At 48.4% G+C, this 20,203-nt stretch carries 22 protein-coding genes, 1 other RNA gene and 1 pseudogene; 13 read left to right on the top strand and 11 right to left on the bottom strand.

What is annotated here, in order from left to right:
• Nucleotides 1-273 precede the first annotated feature (273 nt).
• Entirely contained in the window at nucleotides 274-999 is a 726-nt protein-coding gene (locus tag ACJJIL_RS00875; RefSeq protein ID WP_445360959.1) for an MBL fold metallo-hydrolase, read from the top strand.
• Nucleotides 1,000-1,092: 93 nt separating this feature from the next.
• Nucleotides 1,093-1,455 carry a hypothetical protein gene (locus ACJJIL_RS00870; protein WP_444907033.1) on the top strand — a complete coding sequence of 121 codons (363 nt, stop codon included), beginning with the start codon at nucleotides 1,093-1,095 and terminating at the stop codon, nucleotides 1,453-1,455.
• A 93-nt stretch (nucleotides 1,456-1,548) separates the two neighbouring features.
• Here ACJJIL_RS00870 and csrA read toward each other — a convergent pair whose 3' ends face one another.
• A complete protein-coding gene (csrA, locus tag ACJJIL_RS00865; protein ID WP_444907032.1) occupies nucleotides 1,549-1,737 on the bottom strand; it encodes a carbon storage regulator CsrA in 189 nt (62 codons plus the stop codon).
• A gap of 1,099 nt (nucleotides 1,738-2,836) precedes the next feature.
• On the opposite strand from csrA, the gene ACJJIL_RS00860 reads away from it, so the two are divergent.
• The 6 genes from ACJJIL_RS00860 to ACJJIL_RS00835 all read left to right on the top strand — a co-directional run bounded on the left by ACJJIL_RS00860 (nucleotide 2,837) and on the right by ACJJIL_RS00835 (nucleotide 7,103).
• On the top strand, nucleotides 2,837-3,280 hold the full coding sequence (locus ACJJIL_RS00860) for a hypothetical protein (RefSeq protein ID WP_445360958.1): 444 nt from the start codon (nucleotides 2,837-2,839) through the stop codon (nucleotides 3,278-3,280).
• A gap of 2 nt (nucleotides 3,281-3,282) precedes the next feature.
• Nucleotides 3,283-3,555: a hypothetical protein gene (locus tag ACJJIL_RS00855; RefSeq protein ID WP_445360957.1), complete on the top strand. Its 273-nt coding sequence runs from the start codon at nucleotides 3,283-3,285 to the stop codon at nucleotides 3,553-3,555.
• 507 nt (nucleotides 3,556-4,062) lie between these two features.
• Nucleotides 4,063-4,944, top strand: coding sequence for an alpha/beta hydrolase (locus ACJJIL_RS00850; protein WP_445360956.1), 882 nt, complete (start codon nucleotides 4,063-4,065; stop codon nucleotides 4,942-4,944).
• Nucleotides 4,945-5,000: 56 nt separating this feature from the next.
• Nucleotides 5,001-5,450, top strand: a complete 450-nt coding sequence (locus ACJJIL_RS00845; protein WP_445360955.1) for an AAA family ATPase — start codon at nucleotides 5,001-5,003, stop codon at nucleotides 5,448-5,450.
• The gene (locus ACJJIL_RS00840) at nucleotides 5,437-6,201 is read left to right on the top strand and encodes a tRNA(His) guanylyltransferase Thg1 family protein (RefSeq protein WP_445360954.1); all 765 of its coding nucleotides are present in this window, start codon (nucleotides 5,437-5,439) and stop codon (nucleotides 6,199-6,201) included. Before ACJJIL_RS00845 ends, ACJJIL_RS00840 begins: the two co-directional genes overlap by 14 nt.
• A 242-nt stretch (nucleotides 6,202-6,443) precedes the next feature.
• Entirely contained in the window at nucleotides 6,444-7,103 is a 660-nt protein-coding gene (locus tag ACJJIL_RS00835; RefSeq protein WP_444918426.1) for a hypothetical protein, read from the top strand.
• A 92-nt stretch (nucleotides 7,104-7,195) separates the two neighbouring features.
• Here ACJJIL_RS00835 and gcvH read toward each other — a convergent pair whose 3' ends face one another.
• The 8 genes from gcvH to ACJJIL_RS00795 form a co-directional block, all read right to left on the bottom strand.
• Nucleotides 7,196-7,582, bottom strand: a complete 387-nt coding sequence (gene gcvH, locus ACJJIL_RS00830) for a glycine cleavage system protein GcvH (protein WP_444895858.1) — start codon at nucleotides 7,580-7,582, stop codon at nucleotides 7,196-7,198.
• A 66-nt stretch (nucleotides 7,583-7,648) separates the two neighbouring features.
• Complete coding sequence (gene gcvT, locus ACJJIL_RS00825) at nucleotides 7,649-8,737, bottom strand: glycine cleavage system aminomethyltransferase GcvT (protein ID WP_445360953.1); 1,089 nt, start codon at nucleotides 8,735-8,737, stop codon at nucleotides 7,649-7,651.
• Between the two features lie 269 nt (nucleotides 8,738-9,006).
• Nucleotides 9,007-10,122 carry a CNNM domain-containing protein gene (locus tag ACJJIL_RS00820; protein WP_444907019.1) on the bottom strand — a complete coding sequence of 372 codons (1,116 nt, stop codon included), beginning with the start codon at nucleotides 10,120-10,122 and terminating at the stop codon, nucleotides 9,007-9,009.
• Nucleotides 10,123-10,127: 5 nt separating this feature from the next.
• On the bottom strand, nucleotides 10,128-11,069 hold the full coding sequence (locus ACJJIL_RS00815) for a rhomboid family intramembrane serine protease (RefSeq protein WP_445360952.1): 942 nt from the start codon (nucleotides 11,067-11,069) through the stop codon (nucleotides 10,128-10,130).
• Between the two features lie 149 nt (nucleotides 11,070-11,218).
• Complete coding sequence (locus ACJJIL_RS00810; protein WP_445360951.1) at nucleotides 11,219-12,457, bottom strand: UbiH/UbiF/VisC/COQ6 family ubiquinone biosynthesis hydroxylase; 1,239 nt, start codon at nucleotides 12,455-12,457, stop codon at nucleotides 11,219-11,221.
• 50 nt (nucleotides 12,458-12,507) lie between these two features.
• The gene (locus tag ACJJIL_RS00805; RefSeq protein WP_444937068.1) at nucleotides 12,508-13,746 is read right to left on the bottom strand and encodes an FAD-dependent monooxygenase; all 1,239 of its coding nucleotides are present in this window, start codon (nucleotides 13,744-13,746) and stop codon (nucleotides 12,508-12,510) included.
• Between the two features lie 64 nt (nucleotides 13,747-13,810).
• Nucleotides 13,811-15,163 carry an aminopeptidase P N-terminal domain-containing protein gene (locus tag ACJJIL_RS00800; RefSeq protein ID WP_445360950.1) on the bottom strand — a complete coding sequence of 451 codons (1,353 nt, stop codon included), beginning with the start codon at nucleotides 15,161-15,163 and terminating at the stop codon, nucleotides 13,811-13,813.
• The gene (locus tag ACJJIL_RS00795) at nucleotides 15,163-15,717 is read right to left on the bottom strand and encodes a UPF0149 family protein (protein WP_413663604.1); all 555 of its coding nucleotides are present in this window, start codon (nucleotides 15,715-15,717) and stop codon (nucleotides 15,163-15,165) included. Before ACJJIL_RS00795 ends, ACJJIL_RS00800 begins: the two co-directional genes overlap by 1 nt.
• A 169-nt stretch (nucleotides 15,718-15,886) precedes the next feature.
• Between ACJJIL_RS00795 and ACJJIL_RS00790 the strand changes: the two genes are divergently transcribed.
• From ACJJIL_RS00790 to ACJJIL_RS00775, 4 genes are all read left to right on the top strand, one after another.
• Nucleotides 15,887-16,129 carry a TIGR02449 family protein gene (locus tag ACJJIL_RS00790; protein ID WP_444918431.1) on the top strand — a complete coding sequence of 81 codons (243 nt, stop codon included), beginning with the start codon at nucleotides 15,887-15,889 and terminating at the stop codon, nucleotides 16,127-16,129.
• On the top strand, nucleotides 16,129-16,458 hold the full coding sequence (locus tag ACJJIL_RS00785; protein ID WP_413663605.1) for a cell division protein ZapA: 330 nt from the start codon (nucleotides 16,129-16,131) through the stop codon (nucleotides 16,456-16,458). The genes ACJJIL_RS00790 and ACJJIL_RS00785 overlap by 1 nt, the downstream gene beginning before the upstream one ends.
• A gap of 85 nt (nucleotides 16,459-16,543) precedes the next feature.
• A non-coding RNA gene (ssrS, locus tag ACJJIL_RS00780) (6S RNA) lies at nucleotides 16,544-16,724 on the top strand.
• A gap of 28 nt (nucleotides 16,725-16,752) precedes the next feature.
• The gene (locus tag ACJJIL_RS00775; protein ID WP_413663606.1) at nucleotides 16,753-17,331 is read left to right on the top strand and encodes a 5-formyltetrahydrofolate cyclo-ligase; all 579 of its coding nucleotides are present in this window, start codon (nucleotides 16,753-16,755) and stop codon (nucleotides 17,329-17,331) included.
• A gap of 93 nt (nucleotides 17,332-17,424) precedes the next feature.
• Here ACJJIL_RS00775 and ACJJIL_RS00770 read toward each other — a convergent pair whose 3' ends face one another.
• Together ACJJIL_RS00770 and ilvA are read right to left on the bottom strand one after the other, a co-directional pair.
• The gene (locus tag ACJJIL_RS00770) at nucleotides 17,425-17,562 is read right to left on the bottom strand and encodes a hypothetical protein (protein WP_192879435.1); all 138 of its coding nucleotides are present in this window, start codon (nucleotides 17,560-17,562) and stop codon (nucleotides 17,425-17,427) included.
• Between the two features lie 244 nt (nucleotides 17,563-17,806).
• Nucleotides 17,807-19,324, bottom strand: a pseudogene (gene ilvA / locus ACJJIL_RS00765) (threonine ammonia-lyase, biosynthetic); the annotation flags it as partial.
• Nucleotides 19,325-19,531: 207 nt separating this feature from the next.
• On the opposite strand from ilvA, the gene rpiA reads away from it, so the two are divergent.
• The gene (gene rpiA / locus ACJJIL_RS00760; protein ID WP_444892233.1) at nucleotides 19,532-20,203 is read left to right on the top strand and encodes a ribose-5-phosphate isomerase RpiA; all 672 of its coding nucleotides are present in this window, start codon (nucleotides 19,532-19,534) and stop codon (nucleotides 20,201-20,203) included.

The raw sequence follows: 20,203 nt of genomic DNA, 5'->3' as shown, positions 1-20,203 counted from the left end.
CTAAAGGCGTTATATTTAAGACTTACCCACGTTTAGTAGACGCCATATATATAGTTAGATTTAGCCCTAAAACAAAGGTGCATCTAAATTACGTAAGGTAAGCAAAACTTAGGAATCAAAGCTCACGATATGTTGATTACCATGTCTTACGGTGTTTAACATGTCGATGAAATTTAACTAAATGCAAAAGGATTAGCTTTGAGTATTTTTAAAATTCTACATCCATTAATATTCATACTCATCAGCACCACTGCTTCATCAAGCATAGTTAAGATGAAAATATCTGAACAACTATATATCTTAAGTGGAAAGGAATATGGCACTAATATCGGTTTAATAGCTGCAGAAAATGGCTTGATATTAATTGATCCGATGCCGGGAGATAATCACCTGACCGAATTAGACCAAGTAATTCAGTCGATCTACAATAGGCCTATCATTTTTATCTTAAATACACATGCACACTCTGATCACACTGGAGGCAATAAGTATTTTGAAAATAAAGGTGGGAAGCTAATAGAGGGTGACATTCCCCTGAACGGGTTTACTCATATTAAAGTTGAGTCTCATTCATCGATTGACAATATATTTTACCATAAGGAGAGTAACGCAATATTTGTTGGTGATATTTTCGATACTAGCTGGCATCCCACATTTTATGCTGGTGGAGTTAAAGGCTTCAGCAGCGCAGTTGATACTATTTTAAATATGGGTGATGATCAAAGCTTAATCATACCCGGGCATGGTGTTACTGCCAATAAATCATCTCTAATTGAATTTAGAGAAAATACTTTTTCATGGATAAATAGAGTTCGAGAACTTTATCATAAAGAATCAGATCTAGAGAAAATAATGGCGGATACACAATTAAAGAGTATTTTACAGAAATTCAACGCGAGCGATAAAGCCACATTTATACCTGAAAAGGCTTACAAAAGATTCATAGAGAGAACAATCTCCGTGATAGATAATGAAGAGAGTTTGCAACAAGCTCATTGATAGGGTGAGCTTTAGCACCCATCTTTTGTTATTATTCTTCTGAGGAAGAACCCTTCACTGTAAAACTTGTTAACTACAGGAGCCTACGCTCTATTGAAAGTCTTGGTATTTGATTTAAAGAAACTATTGATTTTTACCATCACACTCCTACTTGCACTTGCTGCATATTACCTTACTTTTACAGCTTTCTATGAGTCATGGTTCCCTTATTATGAGGAATATCTTTCGTACTTCTTTTTAGCTGGACTAGCAATAGTTGTATTATTACCATTCGCCATTGCAGCCACTTCAGGCCAAAAGAATGGCCTGGGTTATCTTTCTAAGTACGCCAATTCAGCAACGAAGGTTCATTTAGCTGTAGTTATCTTATCTATGTTAATTTTTGCTTATATGATGTCCAATGGCGTTTTACTAGATGAGGCAGGTATTTATCAAGTGGTACCATCAAGTGAATAGACGTAACTAGCAACGGCACCTGGCACCAAGACCGCGGTTCTGCTAAGGTTTTGATGCCGATGCTTTGGATGCTCCACAATTAGGACCAAGCTCTCAACAGTTTCTATTCCCCTGCACCCTTCTCTTCTGGACACGTTTGTAAATTTCTTCACGGTGAACTGGAAGTGATCTGGGAGCTTGTATTCCTATCTTTACCTGATTTCCCTTAACTTCCAATACTGTGATTGAGACATTGGCTCCGATCCTTAGGTTTTCACCAGTTCTGCGCTTTAAGATCAACATATTTCTATTCTCTGCTTTTCAAGCCATGGGTAGACTTTTTATTGATGGACGGCGAGAAACAAATCTGTTGAAGAATGCAGGGGGAGCGCGAGAACGATAGGCATAGAAGAAGAAAAGGCGGACGCGACGCTGCCAGAGCTTGGGGAGTCTCTCCAAGCCGCTGGATGTACTCCAATTTATTGGAGACGAGCGGGTTTCTAGCGTATGATCCATACAGCCATTTTGATAGTTAAGGTATCAATTTGGTTAGCTGGCCCCAGGTGTTCCCGCACCTTGGGTCAGCGCCTTTTACTTACTCTTACGTCACGCTACCGTTCTCCTTTGAGAGGGTGGATCTTTTATAAAAATCTTATTCTATTGAGTTTCTTGGTTATAGGCCTTCAAAAAGTGTCCTATTTACGACCAAAATACCAATAAATGTCCATCGATTTTACGCAGATTTGACACTGAAACAAACTTAATAAATTTCAATAAGATCATTTTTGTGCCTATTTTTTAGGTTATCGCTTTGGAAAATATCGGAGTATGTAGAAAATAGCCAATTAGATTTGCAATCTTTCATGGTCCTTATATTAGAATCTCAAGGCACTTGATAATAAAAAATAGCTACGTGAACGAACTCCTCATTTCAAAAGAATAAGGCTAAGTATCTTGCAAATATTGGATATAATGCCGTGGATTTTATGTGGCTTACCCATTGGTATTGGCACTCTGATTTTCCGCCAGGAATTTAGGGGAGACATCCTGCATGATCGTACCTATTTACAAGTTCAGCGCCCCTGAAAACTCATTAATTACTCTTCTTGAGCCGTCTGTTTTGGCTTAGTGCTAATTATCATACATTCTGATATTTTAAATACTGCAGCAAGCATCCTAATTAGTTGATTTATAACGATTTTCCCTCACTCTAAAAGAGGGCTCAAGGCGAATATACTGTACACGTGATATGGCCACTGGAAAATTCTTCAATCGATACTGGTTAGTATATTAGTGGGTATCTTTCTCTGATTTGAGTCGTTTTCCATTCTCTGGGCATGCTGATAAGTGATATGATTTCGTCCACGTTCTAATAAACGAATAGACCAGCCAAGGAGAGAAAATGGTCAGTCAGAGAATTAATTATTTGCAGGTAGCAGGGATACTCACAGTATTGACTGCTTTAGTTCATATCGGGTGTATAGTATTTGGTGGTGATTGGTATCGGTTTCTTGGTGCTGGCGAGCATATGGCTCAACTAGCTGAAAGTGGCCACCCCTATCCAACTATTGTAACTAGCGTAATTTCAGCCGTTCTGCTGCTTTGGGCTAGCTACGCTTTTTCTGGGGCGGGTTTAATTGTTAGGTTACCGCTGATTCGGCTTGCTCTGATACTAATCTCAACGATATTTTTGGCTCGTGCGCTGGGTTTTTATTTCATAATGCCAGCCTTTCCAGATAATTCGCTAACTTTCTGGCTAACCAGCTCAGGCATATGTTTAATTCTCGGCTTAACCTATTCGCTTGGTTTAATACAGAGGTGGAACCTAATTAGCGGAAAGGCCTAACAATGGGTGTATTACTAGAAAATTTCATTCGTGAAGAACTCTACGAGCGCTTGATTGGGCGTATTGAAGCCACTATTGAAGAATATAAGATTAACCCATCGATAGCTATTAAAGAGTTTAATGGAAATTTTTATGACCTTGTATTTAATTTTGAAAAGTCAGAAGTAAGTGTAAATAGTGTCTTAGATGCTAGTTCAACCGGCACTGAGAACTTGTCAATAGATGTATTTTTATTAGCAATAGGGTCCAATCTCAATTGCCACGTAAATTTGTAAAACTCAAATTTCTAGTTCTTGTGGTATGTACCGCTTTAATTATAAGTTGTGGTGAAAGCGCGTGCACAGCACAATCTGACAAAGTGGTCGCAGCAAAGAGTTTGACTAATGAACAGTTAGCATCTCTTTATCATTCGGCACTAGAGCTTATGGATAACTCTGAAAATATAGTACTTAAAGGCGATCGGATTCCGGCTGTATTTACAGATACAATTAATCCAACTCTTATTCGGGTAAGGTCGAAATCTATCTGGCTGTATCTAGAGACATGTAGCTTTGACAATAAAGTGGTTATCTTTATTAATACTCCATCTATTCTCGGTAGGGGTAATATCACAATAAGGTGGGGAGAAGGCCCAACCACACAATCTATTGAGCTTTGGCATCAGGTGTAACAGGTAAAAGCATTATCTTTCCCTCTATCATTAAAGATTATGATTAAGAAATTGATATTAGTATTTGTGAGCAGCATAGCTATTGGCTGTTCCACAGTAGTTACAGAATATATTGAGCGATCTAATAGCTTTGATTTTAAAGAGATTGTTTCTTTCGACACTATTGAAACATATGAATTTAAAAAAAAACAGGCATTGCTCTATAGAGCATAAAGTATGCACAAATTACCTTCTAGGGGACCCACTTGAAAACAAAAAACTTCGTTATACGGTTTCTCTGGAATCATTTAGCGGTGCGGAAAGCACTGTTAGTTTAGACATTTTAAAAAGCTCACTACCTGATTTACATTCAGGAACAGTTGTTCTTATACATGGTTTTAGGGCATCTAAAGAGTTTATGCTGAATTCGGCTCTGTACTTCAGAATGTTAGGATTTAGAGTTATAGTCCCTGACTTATTAGGGCATGGTGAGTCTGATGAGGATAAAGAATACGGTGTTGGTGATAGTAAATTAGTTAACGAAATTATCAATAAATATGAAAATAAAACCCTGTATATTGTTGGTAACTCTATGGGTGGCACAACTGCAATGCACATTTCTACTTTAAGAAATGACATTAATGGAATAATACTACAAGCTCCAATGCTTCGATTTGATGAAGCAGTTTTAAATTATACTAAAGCTAACTTTCCGAGTATGACAATGCTTTTTTCAGAGGAAAGCATCAAGCAAGGAGCGTTAGACAGTTTAGTTAGAGCCGATATCACTCCTGAGCAGACGGACATTAAACCAATTATTGCATCTTCTAGTGTACCTATAATTATTTTTGCACCATCTTCAGATCCTATTGCTCCACACAGAAGCTATAGCAATCTAGCATCGAATGGTGTTTCGATTGTAAAAGTTGACGACCGAAACCACCCAAGTATGTCAATAATTGGTGACAATGAAAGTCGGGAGTTGGTTCACTGGTTCGGCAAGCTATCAAGATGACAATTTCGGCATAACCGGCTTAGCATTTAATCATCTATTAAACGGAGCGACGAACCATGAATGGTGTTATATTCATTGGCTTACAAGCCAGCGGAAAATCCTCTTTTTATCTTAATAACTTTTATAAAAGCCATCTCCGCCTGAATATGGATATGCTTAGAACGCGGCATAGAGAGAATATTCTATTCAATGCTTGCTTGGAATCTAAGCAGCCAGTTGTGATTGACAACACAAACCCAACGAAAGCAGAGCGGGAAAAGTATATTAATGGCCTTAAAGAGCACCGTTTTGAAGTCATTGGGTATTATTTTTCATCAAACTTGACTGAGTGTATTCAAAGAAATGCCTCCAGAAAGGGCAAAGAGCGAATACCAGACGTTGGGCTAAAAGGGACATACAACAAGCTGGAACTACCAGAATATACAGAAGGCTTTGACAAGTTATATTATGTAACAATGAAAAACGGGGATTTCACAGTAGAAGTTTGGAAAGATGAAGTTCAATGAGTTAGATAAGAAAATGCGTGTATATGAAACCGCGCATGATCACAGTGTTTTACCTGGTATATATATCGTTGCTCGAATTGATGGTCGTTGTTTTACAACACTAACTAAGGATAAACATAGTTTTGAAGCACCTTATGACCCAAAATTTCGAGATATAATGGTCGAAACCGTTAAGCACTTGATGCAATGTGGATTTAAGGTTCTTTATGGATATACACAAAGCGATGAAATATCACTACTTCTTGATTTGAATGAGAATACTTTCGAGAGGAAGGAGCGAAAACTAAATTCAATCCTTGCAGGAGAGGCGAGTGCAAAATTTAGTTTACTTCTAGGCGACATTGGGGCTTTTGATTGCCGTATTTGCCAGCTGCCCCATCGGCAGCTTGTCATCGATTATTTCCGCTGGAGGAATGAGGATGCTCACAGGAACGCTCTGAATGCCCACTGCTACTGGAGCCTACGCAAGGAAGGCTTATCTCCCGAAGAGTCTGCTGCTACATTTACAAAAATGTCAGTAATTCATAAAAATGAATTCCTCTTCCAAAAGGGAATCAACTTCAATGACCTTCCGAACTGGCAAAAAAGAGGAATAGGAATTTATTGGGAGTCTTACGAAAAAGACGCACTTAATCCCATCACAGGTGAGGCAGTTAAAGCAAGTCGCAACCGACTGAAAGTTGATCTCAATCTTCCGATGAAGAACCAATACAGTAATTTTGTTAGTGCTTTTGTTCCTGAAATCATATAAGCAAATGTGAACTTAGGCTGCAATGCGGCCTTTCTGATTATAGATAGCTTTAGAAGATGAAAGACCCAAGTTTATTTTTTTAAAACCAATAACGTTGGTTCTATTGTACCAAGTTCTTTAAAAACAAATCTAAAGAATTATTTAGCCCCAGTGATACACTATAAAGGCGCCCATTTATTTAAAACTCACTAGAAGTTTGTGCGCAATGATGAACCAACGCATATAAAACAAGGAATGAAATCGTGCTAAAAAAGATAGCGCTTCTCGCACTAGCTACAATGATCACTGCCTGTGTTTCACCTATTCCGTTACAGGAGCAGTCCGCAAAAGCAGAGTACACAACTAAAGAGCCTGTTTTAATTTCTGTTATTGATCAGCGCAAACGTGTTCAAGAAGGGAAAGATAAGAACTTTATAGGTAAAGCCCACGTTTCATTTGGTATCCCGGTTGATTGGCATGTTAATCAGGTGTTAGCTACAGAGCCGGGAGATAAAGAAAAGAATCTTGCTCAGTTTCTACAAAGCCGATTGACTCACGGCTTGAATGAAACGGGCTGGAATACCACAGCAGTAGATTTAGATGAGGTGCCGAGTGATGAAGCCATCAAAGCCTTGATGGAAGAAAATAACACCGAAAAAATGATTAGCCTTGTGCTTAACGAGTGGTATTTCAGTGTTAACTTGAACTGGGTTTCAGCATTCAATTTCGACACGAATACCGACATTCTCGTATACAGCCTGGAAGAAGGGAAGCTACTTGCCAAGAATATTGCCGAAAGAGATGTCGTTGATGAGCAGGCTAGTGAATCTCCACAAAACAATATCTTGCGGGCCTATAAAGCTCAGCTAGATCAGATTGTGAATGATGAGGAAGTTCGCAACGCAGTATCGTTTGATCAATAAGCAGAAATTGATTTAGATGCTTATAAAACAAAAAAGGCTGTGGGGATTACCCACAGCCTTTTTTTAATATGCTTTTCAACACATTCGCTCTATTAGTCTTCAGACTCTGAGCGATATGTGTCTGCATCCAGCATATTGTCCAGCTCACTCACGTCGGAGGGCTTAATGCGGAAGAACCAGCCATCGTCGTAAGGAGAGGAGTTTACAGTTTCCGGAGCGTCTTCCAGAGCTTCATTAACAGCAACTACTTCACCGGAAACCGGGGAGTAGATATCGCTGGCAGCTTTAACGGATTCAACTACACCTGCCTCGTCACCAGCAGCCAGGTTGGTGCCCACTTCTGGAGTCTCAACGTAAACCACGTCACCCAGGGCATCTTGAGCGTGATCGCTGATGCCGATGGTTACGGTGCCGTCCTCTTCCAGGCGTGCCCACTCGTGGCTGGAGAGGTATTTCAATTCATTGCGGATTTCGCTCATGCTGTTATCCCTTGATTAAGCATCTAAGTTTATTGTCTTAGTGACGCGTACACCTCTGGGCGACGCTTAAATAACTGACTTGCCGTTGCGTACGAAGCAGGGCTTAACCACCTTGACTGGCTGCAGTTTCTTACGGATTTCCACCTGTGCGGTATCACCAACACTCACCGGAACTCGCGCCAAGGCGATAGAGTAACCCAGTGTGGGGGAGAAAGTGCCGCTGGTAATGATACCCCGGTCATCACTATCGTCTACCACTACCGGTTGACCTGCGCGCAATACACCGCGCTCTTCAAGCACCAGGCCTACAAGCTTGTGCTTAACGCCATCGGCTTTTTCCTGCTCCAGAACACCACGGCCGATAAAGTTGCGGCTCTCCGGTGCCCAGGCAACCGTCCAGGCCATGTTGGCAACCAGCGGAGAGGTCTCATCGTCCATCTCATGCCCGTACAGGTTCATACCCGCTTCCAGGCGCAGAGTGTCGCGTGCACCCAGTCCACAAGGGGAAACGCCCGCTTCGGCCAGGGCGCGCCAGAAACCACTGGCGTCTTCGCCAGGCAACATAATTTCCAGGCCATCTTCACCGGTGTAACCGGTGCGCGCTACAAACCAGCCACCTCGGGCAACGCTTTGGAAAACTTTCAGTGCGTCAATCGCGGCAGTCCAATCAATGCCCAAAACCTCTTTGGTTTTCTCGATGGCATTGGGGCCCTGGATAGCGACCATCGCTACATCCGGGCACTCAGTCAGGGTCACATCAAAGGACTCTGCCTGCTTGCGCATCCACGCCAGGTCTTTCTCGCGAGTTGCACAGTTAACAACCACTCGGTAGCCGGGATCGCGCAGGTAGACGATCAGGTCGTCAATCACACCGCCTTTGTCATTGAGCATGCCGGTGTAAAGGGCCTTACCCGGGTTGCCATCCAGCTTGGCCACATCATTGGCCAGCAGGTAGCGCAGGTAGTCGCGGGCCTGGGCGCCATCTACGTCGACCACGGTCATATGGGAGACATCGAACATCCCCGCATCGGTGCGCACCTTGTTGTGCTCATCCAGCTGCGAACCGTAGTGCAGCGGCATGTCCCATCCACCGAAATCCACCATTTTGCCGCCCATAGCGACATGCGTGTCATACAGAGGAGTTCTATTTCCCATTTTTAAAATCTCAGTCCGTCAGGTTCCGAAGCGGCGTATTCTAGCGGCTTGGGTACCGGCCTTGCCAGCGGGGCAGACGCGGCAATATATATGCTCTGCAAGCCTAGCAGGCATTGGTAGTAAAACCTGTCCAGGTTCACAGAGGCCGTCAAAGATTCCGCTGGCGCTCTATCCTGCATTCGCCCGCGTTTGGGAATCGGGCAATACCCAATACCCACTGTGTTGGACTAGTGCAGAAGTGATCGTTTTTTGATCAGACAAACTCTTAATCAGTCGCTGCCCCGATCACGCCCTTGACCAGCCTCTTCCGCGTTCTCTTCTGTGTTTGCGGATTCGTCGACTTTGAGGCCGTACTTCTTCGATCTCCAGCGCCACAAACGCTTAGCCAGCTCCTGGCGGTCGGGTGTTTTATCTGCTTCGTCGACAATTTCTTCCCCGAGCAGGGTCTCCAGCAGATCCTCCAGGGTCACCAAGCCCTCGAGACTGCCATATTCATCCATAACCGCACTAATCTGCACGCGGCGGGACAGCATTTTCTGGAACGCTTGGTAAATAGTGGCTGTTTCCGGCAGGATCAACATTTCACGGCGATAATCCGCCAGAGTTTTCTGGTGCTCACCTTTCGCGTAGGCCAGCAATAGCTCCTGTCGCAATACAAAACCCACCACACAATCCGGGTCGCGATTTTCATAGACCGGGATTCGGGAGAAACGCCCTTTCTCTGCATCCTCGTAGGCCTCTTCCACAGTGATGTCCTGCGGCAGGGAGAAGACCACTGTGCGGGGAGTCATCACTTCGCGTACGGAGTGGTCTCGCAGGGTGAAGAACAGGTTGCGCAGGATGCTGGACTCCCGCTGCTCCAACTGCCCTTCGGCCTCGCCAATTTCCGCCATAATGGCGAACTCATCGCGGCTGAAGCCCGTCAGGGTTGGGCCGTGGGACAGGCCTTTGGTCAACCACTCGGACATTTTTACAAACGGGTGGAGTAACCAAACCAGGCCGCGCAATACATAAGCGGTGCTTGGGGCCAATTGGCGCCAGTACACGGCTCCCAGGGTTTTGGGGATAATTTCAGAAAAAACCAGGATCAACAGGGTCAGGATCGCTGAGGCGATACCCAGGTACTCATTGCCAAAAACCGCTGCTGCCTGGGCACCGGCACCTGCAGCACCCGCTGTGTGCGCGACAGTATTCAGGGTGAGGATAGCGGCCAGAGGGGCATTAATATCGGATTTTAATTTGCGCAGCAAAGACCCCGCTTTATGCCCCTCCCGCTCCATCAAGCGTACGTATGGCGTTGTTACGCTGAGAATAACTGACTCTGCTATCGAGCACAGAAAAGAAAAGCCAAGGGCAATAAAAACGTAGGTTATCAGTAAAATCATAAAATTCAGGTTGAAGCGGGATAAGAGTTAAATTTTCGCGCACCACCAGCAACGCAGTAAACCAGCGCAATCAAAAAACCAGCAAAAAAGCCTCCTAAATGCGCAGCATTGGCGATGCCGATCCCAGTAAAATAGGTAATCACTCCAAGAACACACAATATCATCCACACAATCGCCAGGGTAATAATACCCGGGGGTATATCTCTCCATGCCGGTTGCCAACGCTGCATTACCACAGCAAATCCGACCAGCGTGTATACAACACCCGACATTCCAGCGAATATCACCTCGGGCTTCCAGGCATATTGGGATAAATTAGCTGCAATCCCGCCGAGCAACACTAGAAGGCTATAAATAAATGGCCCTCCGCGTGCTTCCAATGGACGCCCAAGTATCCAGATAGCCAGAGCATTGAACAGGGCATGCTGAAAAGACAAGTTGATGATTGCAGGGGTCCACAATCGCCAAAACTCCCCTCTCTCCAAGTGCCACATTAAAGACGACTGTGAGAAAAGTGGGCCACCACTGGTATCTGGATATATTAAAAGCGGGGCAGACAGATTATTGGAATGTAAAAACCAACCAAAAAAACACAGGCCGATAAGCAGTAAACTAATCGGTGTTTTATCCATTGGGAAAGTCGGTAAAAATGAGGGGCTTACAGGTGTTTTCTCCTTTGGTGCTTGTCCCTCTTCACCCGGTAAATGGTCGCCGTCCTCTGGTTCCGCCTTTGTTAGCTGAACTCTGTCCAGATCAACTAATCCCCGCTCCCAATCTTGCAAAAGCGGCTTCAGCAATTCAGCTATACCTGAATCTGTCGTCAGCAACGCCTGCTGATTTTCTTCCTCAGCAATTCTCAATGGCAATTGGTAACGCTGTATTAAGCGAAAAAGCGCGCTGAGATCCTTTGATATAGGAAATGAGTAAACAGTAATCCAGTGACTCAATTGAAATTAACCTTTTTTACCGACGGCAAGGCTTTTAATTCCCCTCTGCCTCAGGGAAAAGCCACTTAGTAGATAGGTAAACACCAGCAACTTCTCTGACACCCCCACTGAGCACTTTCTCCCGATCCATTTTTACGGGGATAGCAAATTTAAACCGCCATAGCCCGCATAATAATCCGCTTCTTTAACATGGGGCTTGCATCTACCATGCTCAACCCAGTGTTACGCAGCCAGCGCCAGTGCACATCGCCAGCACCGAACAAAGACTTAAAGGCGCTCATCGCTTTCATAGTTGCGGCGTTGTCGCCGCGACGGCGGCGTTCGTAGCGGGCCAACACTGAAGAGTGAGAGGGCTCCAGGCCGCGTGCCATAGCGCGGTCAATTTCATCTGCCAGCACCCGTACATCCTGCAGCCCAAGATTTACACCCTGGCCCGCGAGGGGGTGGATACTGTGGGCGGCGTCTCCCACCAATACAGCGCCAGGGCCGCGATAACGTTCCGCATGGCGCGCGCGCAGGGGGAAGGAAAAGCGCTCACTGACGGATTCCACTTTGCCCAAACGGCTCTCAAAGGCTTTTTCCAGGTTCAGGGCAAAGGCCTGGTCATCCAGCATCAATAGCTCTTGCGCCAGCTCTTCATCCGCAGACCAAACCACAGCGCAGTGATTGTCATCTCCCAATCCCGCGAGAGGTAAAAATGCCAGTGGGCCCGTTTGTAAAAAACGCTGCCAAGCGGTGTGACGGTGAGATTTCTCACTGCGCGCGACACACACCAACGCAGTTTGATGGTAATCGGTATCCTGGGAGCGGATATGCAGTAAGTCTCGCACTTTAGAGCGGGCGCCATCGGCACCGATTAACAGGCGGGTGCGCACTATCTCTGGTTGCTCACGGAGGCCATCCTCTTCATTTAAGCGATCTTCACCGCGAGGCTGTAAATGCCAGAGTCCGCAGTCGCGCCACCAGCTCTCCAGGCGAAAACCATTGACTAACTCCACGTTGGGTAGGGTTTCCAGCCGTGCTCTTAACGCGGCGACAATGACATTATTCTCGACGATATGACCGAGATTCGGCAGCTGCACATCGCGGCTGTTAAAGCTTACTGAGCCGGTTCCATCTGCATCCCAAACCCGCATTTCCACATAGGGGCAGGCGCGGCGGCTGGCAATATCATCCCAGGCTCCCACCTCTTCGAGCAGCTCGCGGGAGGCCTGTGTCAGGGCCACCACGCGGGGTTCATACTGCGGTGACAATTGCCGCGTTGTTTCCGGGGACGCCTCCAGCAAGGCCAGACGCATGCCCGGGTGCCGAACTGCCAGCAGCGCTGCCTGGGCCATGCCCACCATGCCCGCACCCACAATGGCAAAATCCAAACGATGTCTGTTCATAGAAGCCAATTCCGCTGAAGTGGCAGTAGCCGTCCCCGACCCTGCACCTTTTAAAGCCCAAATCCCGCCGCTTGACTGACAAATTCCCGGCGCAGCGGCGGGACCATTGTAAGGCCGAGCATTCCCAACTGACGAATTCCCTGTTGCAGCCAACCGGAAGAGGAAAACAGTGTGGGAATACGGTCACTGAATCCAATCGTCAATTGCTGGTCCAGCTGGCGCATTTCTCCGTATTTCTGCAGGAAATCGAGCCGCCCTGGCAATGTATCCGACGTCACTGTCGACAGGGCTTGTGCCAATCCATAACAGTCCCGCAGAGTCAGGTTAAAACCCTGCCCTGCTACTGGGTGCAGAAAGTGGGCGCAATTGCCCATCAACACCACATTCCGGCGCCACTGTTCCTGAGCGATCGATAAACTCAGTGGATACCCCTGAACAGCTCCAACTTTAATAAAACGTCCGGCACGCCAGCCAAATACCTGCTGCAGTTTTTTCAGGCGTTCAGCCTCAGGCATTACACCGACACGCTCAGCTTCCGCTTCCTCGCAAGCCCACACTAGTGCCGCGCGGTGCTGCCCTTCTCTATCTGGCAGCGGTAAAAGTGCCATGGGGCCCATTCGGGTGAAGCGCTCGTAAGCCACACCTTGGTGAGGCTGTTGCAGAGCGACCGTAGCGACTAGTGCTCTCTGAGGGTACTTAACCGAGCTGATCTCTATTCCCAGCTGGCGGCAAAGGGGGGAGTTCACCCCATCGGCAACAACTACCAATCCGCAGGACAGTGCCTGATCGGGGGAATTATCCTCGGATCGCCACAACAGGTTTGCGCCCGCAGAGGTCATGGTAATGTCAGTAACCTGCGCCGGCGCTAATAATTGGGTGGAAGTGCTAGTCAGTGCGCTGTGGAGAATCGGGCCCAGCGCTGCATTTTCTATTACTGCGCCCAGAATGCCCTCAAAGTTGACTCCCTGTCCCTCACGGGTCGAGAGGGCGGCGCCAAATGCATGCCCCCGATCACTCACATGAATACGATCAATCGGGGCGCTATAGGCTTGCAGAGCAGGCCAGAGCCCAAGCTCCGCAAATAACTGCAAGCTGCCTGCGGCAATGGCCGTGGCTCGCGTGTCGAAACTCGGCAACTGAATACTGGCAGCGGCATCCGGCAGTGCTCTCTGCTCCAGGAGCGCCACACTGAGTTGAGGACAAAAATGTGACAACATTAATGCCAGGCTGGCTCCCGCCATACCGCCACCGACAATGGCCACATCTACTTTACGCGCCGACTCACCCATCCCAATTCCCCCTTTGATTATTCGGCATTGAAATATTATTGGCCGAACAATCCAACAATCACTTCTAACGGGTCAGTAAGTCCCGTCCGTGAAGCATGGTGTATTCAATATCTTCAATCGCTTTTGGAGCCGCTGCTGAGAGGATCTGAGGCCCTCTATTGGTAAGTGCGACATCATCTTCGATTCGAATCCCGATCCCGCGAAATTCTGCGGGAATACTCTCATCGTCCTCCGGGACATAAATTCCGGGTTCGACCGTCATTACCATTCCGGCTTCCAGCTGGCGCCAGGCTCCATGAATGCGATAATCACCCACATCGTGCACATCCATGCCCAGCCAATGGCCAACCCGGTGCATATAAAACTGCCGATAAGCGCCAGACTCTATCAACCCCTGGGTGTCGCCTCGCAACAGTCCTAAATCGACCAACCCCTGAGTGATTATCTCAACACTGGCAGCGTGGGGATGGTCCCAGTGATTGCCCACTGAAACCTGTTCAATCGCCGCTTGCTGTGCCGCCAAAACGATCTCATAAAGTGCGCGCTGCGGTCCGCTAAATGAACCATTAACCGGATAGGTGCGAGTAATATCGGCCACATAACCACGGTACTCACAGCCCGCATCCACCAGCACCAAGTCCCCATCGCGCAACTGGGAATTATTACTGCAATAGTGCATCACCAACGCATTGCCGCCACCCCCAACGATAGTGGGATAGGCTGTTTCCCGGGCTCCGGAGTCGACAAAGGTATGCAGGAGAACAGCCTCCAGCTGGTATTCGTAAAGGCCCGGCTGGCATCGGGTCATAGCCCGGCTGTGTGCCTCGGCACTGATTTTGGCCGCCTGCTCCATTAAGCGAATTTCCTGGGCCGACTTAATCAGTCGCATTTCCCGCAACTGGTAATCGAGGTCGACCATTTCCGGTGCCCCCCCAGTATCCGGCGCTGCGGTAATCCGCTCCAGGTAATTGCGGATTCGCTTATCCAAATGAGCGTAGCGGCCCATGGGGAAATAGAGCAGCTCGCGCCCTTCTAGCAGCCCCGGCAAAATATCATCGAGATCACCGATGGGAAATGCATCGTTCAAGCCGCACTGCTGCATCGCGCGCTCCGGCCCCAGGCGCGGGCCATCCCACTTTTCTTTTTCCGCATCGCGCTCGCGACAGAACAACAGGGTTTCTCCCTGTGTTCGTCCCGGCACCAAAACCAGCAGCGCTTCCGGTTCATCAAACCCAGTGAGATACAAAAAATCACTGTCCTGGCGAAACGGAAAATAAGTATCCCGGGAACGCAGTTGCTCCCCAGCAGATGACACGACTGCCAAACTACCTGCGGGCAAATCTGCCATCAGGCGGTTGCGTCGGCGGGCGTACTCAGATCGACTGATTCCCGCTGTGGTTTTCGGGGTCTTAGACATCAGTGAATGGTGGGCTCGCTATTGGAGTCCTTACCCTTTACCTCAGTAAATATATTGAGTACGGCTACGCGCACGTATTCCTGCAGTTCCACCAGTTGCAGCTCAGTCTCCTCACCCTCTTCAACATGTTCGGCATCCAATTGGGCGATGGCACTAATATCTTTTAAAGCTTCGTCACTGGTGGGCATCAATTTTTCCCGGGCCCCGCCGACACCAAAGCCGTGCAGGAATCCATCGCACCAATGACCCAGCGCCAGAGCGCGGGAGACAACATCTTCGTCATCGCACAGCACCAACTGAAAATCGAAGTTAGAGCCGTCGAGCTGCTTGTGGCTTTCCTCAGTCAGCTGGAAAAAATCCCGATTGAGATCTGCCGGCACCGCCTCCACATCGAGCAATCCGGCCAGCTCATTCTGCCAACGCTGTTTGTCCGGTCGCTCGCCCGCCGCCAAAATGCCACAGATAAAACCGTGCAATTCACTGGGATCAGCCTGCCCCCCAGCTGAGAGAATGGCGTTGGCGAGGAGTTCAAATCGGCTAGCTTCAGAAGTCATGGTTACCGTACAGCTTTTTGTAAATTAGGCTTTTCAATCCGGCCGTCACACTGGTGCCAAACCGGGAATTTGAGGCATTAAGAGACAATTTTGTGATTGTCCGCGCAGGTGCAGCGATTGACCCACCAATACGCCGGCAATATAGTAGCGGAATCCCTCGCAGTCTGTCGTGTTGCGAACTCAGACGTCGACCTCAAATGCAGGAAATATGGATAAGCTGCAAGCGCTAGAAAGCACCGTGGATTCACTCATTGCCCGCTGTCAACAATTGGCAGATGACAATCGTGAATTACGCCGGCAGGAAGCCGACTGGCTGCGTGAACGCCAGCGCCTGATAAAAAATAACGAGGCCGCCCGCTCGCGGGTAGAAGCTATGATTAACCGTCTTAAGGGGCTAACGCAAGATACCTGATGTCTGAAACCGCATCACCCTCCGAAACTGTAACTGTTTCTATTCTCGATAAAGAGTACCGTGTCGCCTGCGCGGAAAGCGAGCGCGCCGGACTACAGGCTTCGGCACACCTGCTACACGAACGCATGTCCCGCATCCGCGCAACAGGTACTGTCATCGGCTTAGAGCGTATCGCCGTAATGGCAGCGCTTAATATTGCCCACGAGCTTATCCAGGCGAAAGCTGAGCTCAGCTCCATTCCCCTGCAAGAGGAAATGTTGGAGCGGCTTACTGATAAGGTGCAAAGTGCACTGGGCGAAATAGACTCGGAAGAAAAACTTCAGGAGTAAGGTGACAAGAAGCCACTTTCTGCTACCGGTCACTTCATTTAAATTTCTGGTTAACAGCCCCCCGCTCTACAAGTTATAATTGGTTCATACCCTGGGGTGTTGGCCAGCAGACTATGTCCTTGAGCCGATAATCTTACCCCGGTGGTTTCCAGCGGGTGCTGGTGAGCAAGTCCGCCTTGTAGCGGAAAGCCTTATGTACTCCGGATCCCACCACCTTGAACCTTACGGTTCAAGGCTCCGTCTACAGCCGCACACTCGGGGTACCCTATTTCTTCACGCTCTTCTCTTCCCACAATGACTGAAACCAAAACGCAACTGCGCCGCCGTATGCGCGCGGGGCGACGGGAACTCAGCGCCTATCAACAGCGTTTGCATGGCCGTGCAGCCATCACTCTCCTGAGCCGTATCCCACAAATGAATCGAGCAGTGCATGTCGGTATCTATTGGCCGACTGATGGCGAGCTGGATGTCCGCTACCTGCTGCAACGTTTTCCACAAAAACATTTTTATTTGCCACAGCTGCCGGCAGAACCACACCCCCACCTCCGGTTCAGGCGTTGGCAAGGCGAACCCCTGGCTTTTCGCAATCGCTATCGCATTCCGGAGCCTGTGCGCACAGCTCACCGCGCTCCCAAGCTCCTGGATCTTGTTTTGGTTCCTCTGGTCGCCTTCGACCCCAGCGGAGCGCGCTTGGGTATGGGGGCCGGTTTCTACGATCGGACTTTTGAGCGCAAACAGTTATTACCAGGCACTGGACCACAACTTATCGGCGCGGCGCATCATCTACAATGTGTGGATAACCTACCCACAGACAATTGGGATATTCCACTGGATATGGTGGTTACAGAGCAAAGGATTTACCGCTGCCGCTAAAAAGTGGGTAGTGGAACACAAAAAAAGCCGGACACCTAAGTGTCCGGCTTTTTTTGTGTTTGCTCGTGGGCAGAGCGCCCCCCCGGCATCAGCCTAACGGGTAACCACTCCCTGTTGCAGAGCAGCCGGCGGTTCAGCTTCGGAAGAAAATACCTCAGATAAACCACTGGTACTCAACAGAACGCCCGCGACAAAGACAACCACAGCGATTGTCAGCGCATCGGCTTTCATTGGGACCATCCTGTACGATAATTTTGTTTTTATATGCGTTTCGCCCCGCTTATGACCAGAGCCACAGCAAAAGTTCCACGCGAATAGACAATACTCAAGAAGCGGCGTAATAGTAACCGTTTATTGGATATTTTATGAGTTTTTTGTCTCAAAATTAGACAAGCAAGTTCGACAAAACAGGATTTGCAGTCTATACACGTTTCGATAAATGAGACGTCTTTCTCAGGTATCGGGGAGCGATGGTTTAAGCGCCCAAAAATAACCGATAAGCCGGATTCTGCGTTTCATCCCAAAAACGAAATTGAAGTTGGTGTAATAGTGTCTGTAGTTCGTCCCTCGCTGCCGGCTCCACCTGCAATCCCACAAGGACACGCCCATAAGCTGCCCCGTGATTGCGGTAGTGAAACAGCGTTATATTCCAACGCCCGGCGAGATGCTCGAGGAACTTGCGCAAGGCCCCCGGGCGCTCGGGAAATTCAAAGCGGTAAATAACTTCGTCGGGCAAGCCCGGCACTCTACCTCCCACTAAATGGCGAATATGCAGTTTCGCCATTTCGTTATCGGTGAGATCTGTAACCTGATAATCTTTGGACTCAAGCTGACTAACCAATTGGCTGCGGTCTTCCTCAGATACCACCTGCAGGCCCACAAAGATATGCGCTTCGTTATCGCTGGCAAAACGATAGTTAAACTCAGTAATTGAGCGGTCCCCTAAATCCCGGCAGAACTGCAGGTAACTTCCCGGTTGCTCAGCAATTTTTACTGCGAGGACCGCCTCGCGCTTTTCACCGATCTCAGTGCGCTCGCTAATGTAGCGCAGGCGATCAAAATTAATATTGGCTCCACTGCACACTGTGGCGAAGGTGCCATTGCGATTGTCATTTTGCTCCAGATATTTCTTCAGCCCCGCTAAACCGACGGCCCCGGCCGGCTCAGCGATAGAGCGTGTATCCTCGAATATATCCTTAATGGCCGCACAGATTTCATCGGTACTAACAGTGATAACCCCATCTACGGTTTCGCGCAGAACCCGGAAGGTCTCCTCACCGATTTGTGCAACGGCAACACCATCGGCAAACAAGCCCACCTCCGCTAGCCGAGCGCGCTCGCCGGCTTTCAGCGCGGCCTCCAGACAGGCAGCATCCTGCGGCTCTACACCGTACACTTTGGTTTCCGGGCGAACATATTTGATATAGGCGGCCATACCCGCAGCTAAACCACCCCCTCCGACCGGAATAAACACCGCGTCCAGGTTACCCGAGTGCTGTCGCAGCATCTCCATAGCCACGGTGCCCTGGCCGGCGATTACATCGGGGTCATCGTAAGGGTGGATAAATACCAACCCCCGCTCTTCAACCAGCTCGCGAGCCCTCGCCGCCGCTTCATCAAAAGTATCTCCATGTAGCACGACTTCGGCACCGCGCATGCGCACAGCACTCACCTTAATTTGCGGGGTGGTTTTGGGCATCACTATAGTGGCGCGCACTCCCATTTGGGCAGCGCTCAGGGCAAGCCCCTGGGCATGGTTACCCGCCGATGCAGCAATCACTCCCCGGGCCCGCTCCTCGGCGGGCAACTGCAGGAGCTTGTTGTATGCCCCTCGAATTTTGAAGGAAAACACCGGCTGCAGATCTTCGCGCTTCAACAGAATCCGGTTGTTAAAGCGATGGGAGAGTTGGCGCATTTGCTCCAATGGCGTCTCGGTAGCGACATCGTAAATACGTGCGTCTAAAATGCGCTTGATATAGGACTTGGGCATGACGTGTTTGACGGCCGTAGCGGTTAATTACTGTGCGCGACTCAGCGTAGACTAATAGCAGGGTTACAAAGGCCCTGTGTGAAGCGCAGCACCGGCATGACAGTCTAAGCCTTGAGAAGCATATTTGCCACAAAAAACAACCAGACGCGCTTTTTTTTATCGTCAGATACAAATTAAGGCGAAATAATTGCAAAGGAAACTATCCAGAGTATGACCCAGGATGAATTGAAACAGGCGACAGCTCGCGCCGCTATCGACTATATCGCCCCGCGCCTGGAGGACAATTCCATTGTCGGCGTAGGTACCGGTTCCACCGCTAACTTCTTTATCGATTACCTGGCGGAGATCAAAGGTACCTTTGACGGTACTGTGGCCAGTTCTGAAGCCTCCGCACAGCGACTCAAATCCCACGGCATTCCCGTTTATGAACTTAATGCCGTCGACGGCATCCAGTTCTATGTGGATGGTGCCGATGAAGTGAACCCGGCCCTTGAAATGATCAAAGGTGGTGGTGCTGCATTGACTAGAGAAAAAATCGTGGCGGCCTGCTCTGAAGAATTTATCTGCATTGCCGATGAGAGCAAGTGGGTAAAAGTCCTGGGAGAGTTTCCCCTACCGGTTGAAGTTATCCCCATGGCACGCTCGCTGGTTGCCCGGGAGCTGGTTAAACTGGGCGGTGATCCGGTTTATCGTCAAGGTGTGATCACAGATAATGGCAATGCCATTCTCGATGTATACAATCTGCGTATCGAACACCCCACTGTCCTTGAAGAAACCATCAATAACATTACCGGTGTGGTGACCAACGGTATCTTTGCCAAGCGCTCCGCCGATATTTTACTGCTTGGCACCAGTGCCGGAGTGAAGACCATTACCGTTTAA

The sequence above is a fragment of the Microbulbifer maximicatervae (SeqCode) genome (assembly GCF_052468095.1).
Note: the sequence above shows the minus strand (reverse complement) of the source record. Positions and strands in the feature narration are given on the sequence as shown.

Excerpts from the sequence above, each read along its gene's own strand:
- ACJJIL_RS00875 (WP_445360959.1), top strand. The coding sequence starts at position 274 with ATGAAAATATCTGAACAACTATATATCTTAAGTGGAAAGGAATATGGC.
- ACJJIL_RS00810 (WP_445360951.1), bottom strand. The coding sequence starts at position 12,457 with ATGAACAGACATCGTTTGGATTTTGCCATTGTGGGTGCGGGCATGGTG.
- ACJJIL_RS00855 (WP_445360957.1), top strand. The coding sequence starts at position 3,283 with ATGGGTGTATTACTAGAAAATTTCATTCGTGAAGAACTCTACGAGCGC.
- rpiA (WP_444892233.1), top strand. The coding sequence starts at position 19,532 with ATGACCCAGGATGAATTGAAACAGGCGACAGCTCGCGCCGCTATCGAC.
- ACJJIL_RS00775 (WP_413663606.1), top strand. The coding sequence starts at position 16,753 with ATGACTGAAACCAAAACGCAACTGCGCCGCCGTATGCGCGCGGGGCGA.
- ACJJIL_RS00845 (WP_445360955.1), top strand. The coding sequence starts at position 5,001 with ATGAATGGTGTTATATTCATTGGCTTACAAGCCAGCGGAAAATCCTCT.
- csrA (WP_444907032.1), bottom strand. The coding sequence starts at position 1,737 with ATGTTGATCTTAAAGCGCAGAACTGGTGAAAACCTAAGGATCGGAGCC.
- ACJJIL_RS00860 (WP_445360958.1), top strand. The coding sequence starts at position 2,837 with ATGGTCAGTCAGAGAATTAATTATTTGCAGGTAGCAGGGATACTCACA.
- ACJJIL_RS00770 (WP_192879435.1), bottom strand. The coding sequence starts at position 17,562 with ATGAAAGCCGATGCGCTGACAATCGCTGTGGTTGTCTTTGTCGCGGGC.
- ACJJIL_RS00785 (WP_413663605.1), top strand. The coding sequence starts at position 16,129 with ATGTCTGAAACCGCATCACCCTCCGAAACTGTAACTGTTTCTATTCTC.
- ACJJIL_RS00840 (WP_445360954.1), top strand. The coding sequence starts at position 5,437 with ATGAAGTTCAATGAGTTAGATAAGAAAATGCGTGTATATGAAACCGCG.
- ACJJIL_RS00800 (WP_445360950.1), bottom strand. The coding sequence starts at position 15,163 with ATGTCTAAGACCCCGAAAACCACAGCGGGAATCAGTCGATCTGAGTAC.
- gcvT (WP_445360953.1), bottom strand. The coding sequence starts at position 8,737 with ATGGGAAATAGAACTCCTCTGTATGACACGCATGTCGCTATGGGCGGC.
- ACJJIL_RS00795 (WP_413663604.1), bottom strand. The coding sequence starts at position 15,717 with ATGACTTCTGAAGCTAGCCGATTTGAACTCCTCGCCAACGCCATTCTC.
- ACJJIL_RS00820 (WP_444907019.1), bottom strand. The coding sequence starts at position 10,122 with ATGATTTTACTGATAACCTACGTTTTTATTGCCCTTGGCTTTTCTTTT.
- ACJJIL_RS00805 (WP_444937068.1), bottom strand. The coding sequence starts at position 13,746 with ATGGGTGAGTCGGCGCGTAAAGTAGATGTGGCCATTGTCGGTGGCGGT.
- gcvH (WP_444895858.1), bottom strand. The coding sequence starts at position 7,582 with ATGAGCGAAATCCGCAATGAATTGAAATACCTCTCCAGCCACGAGTGG.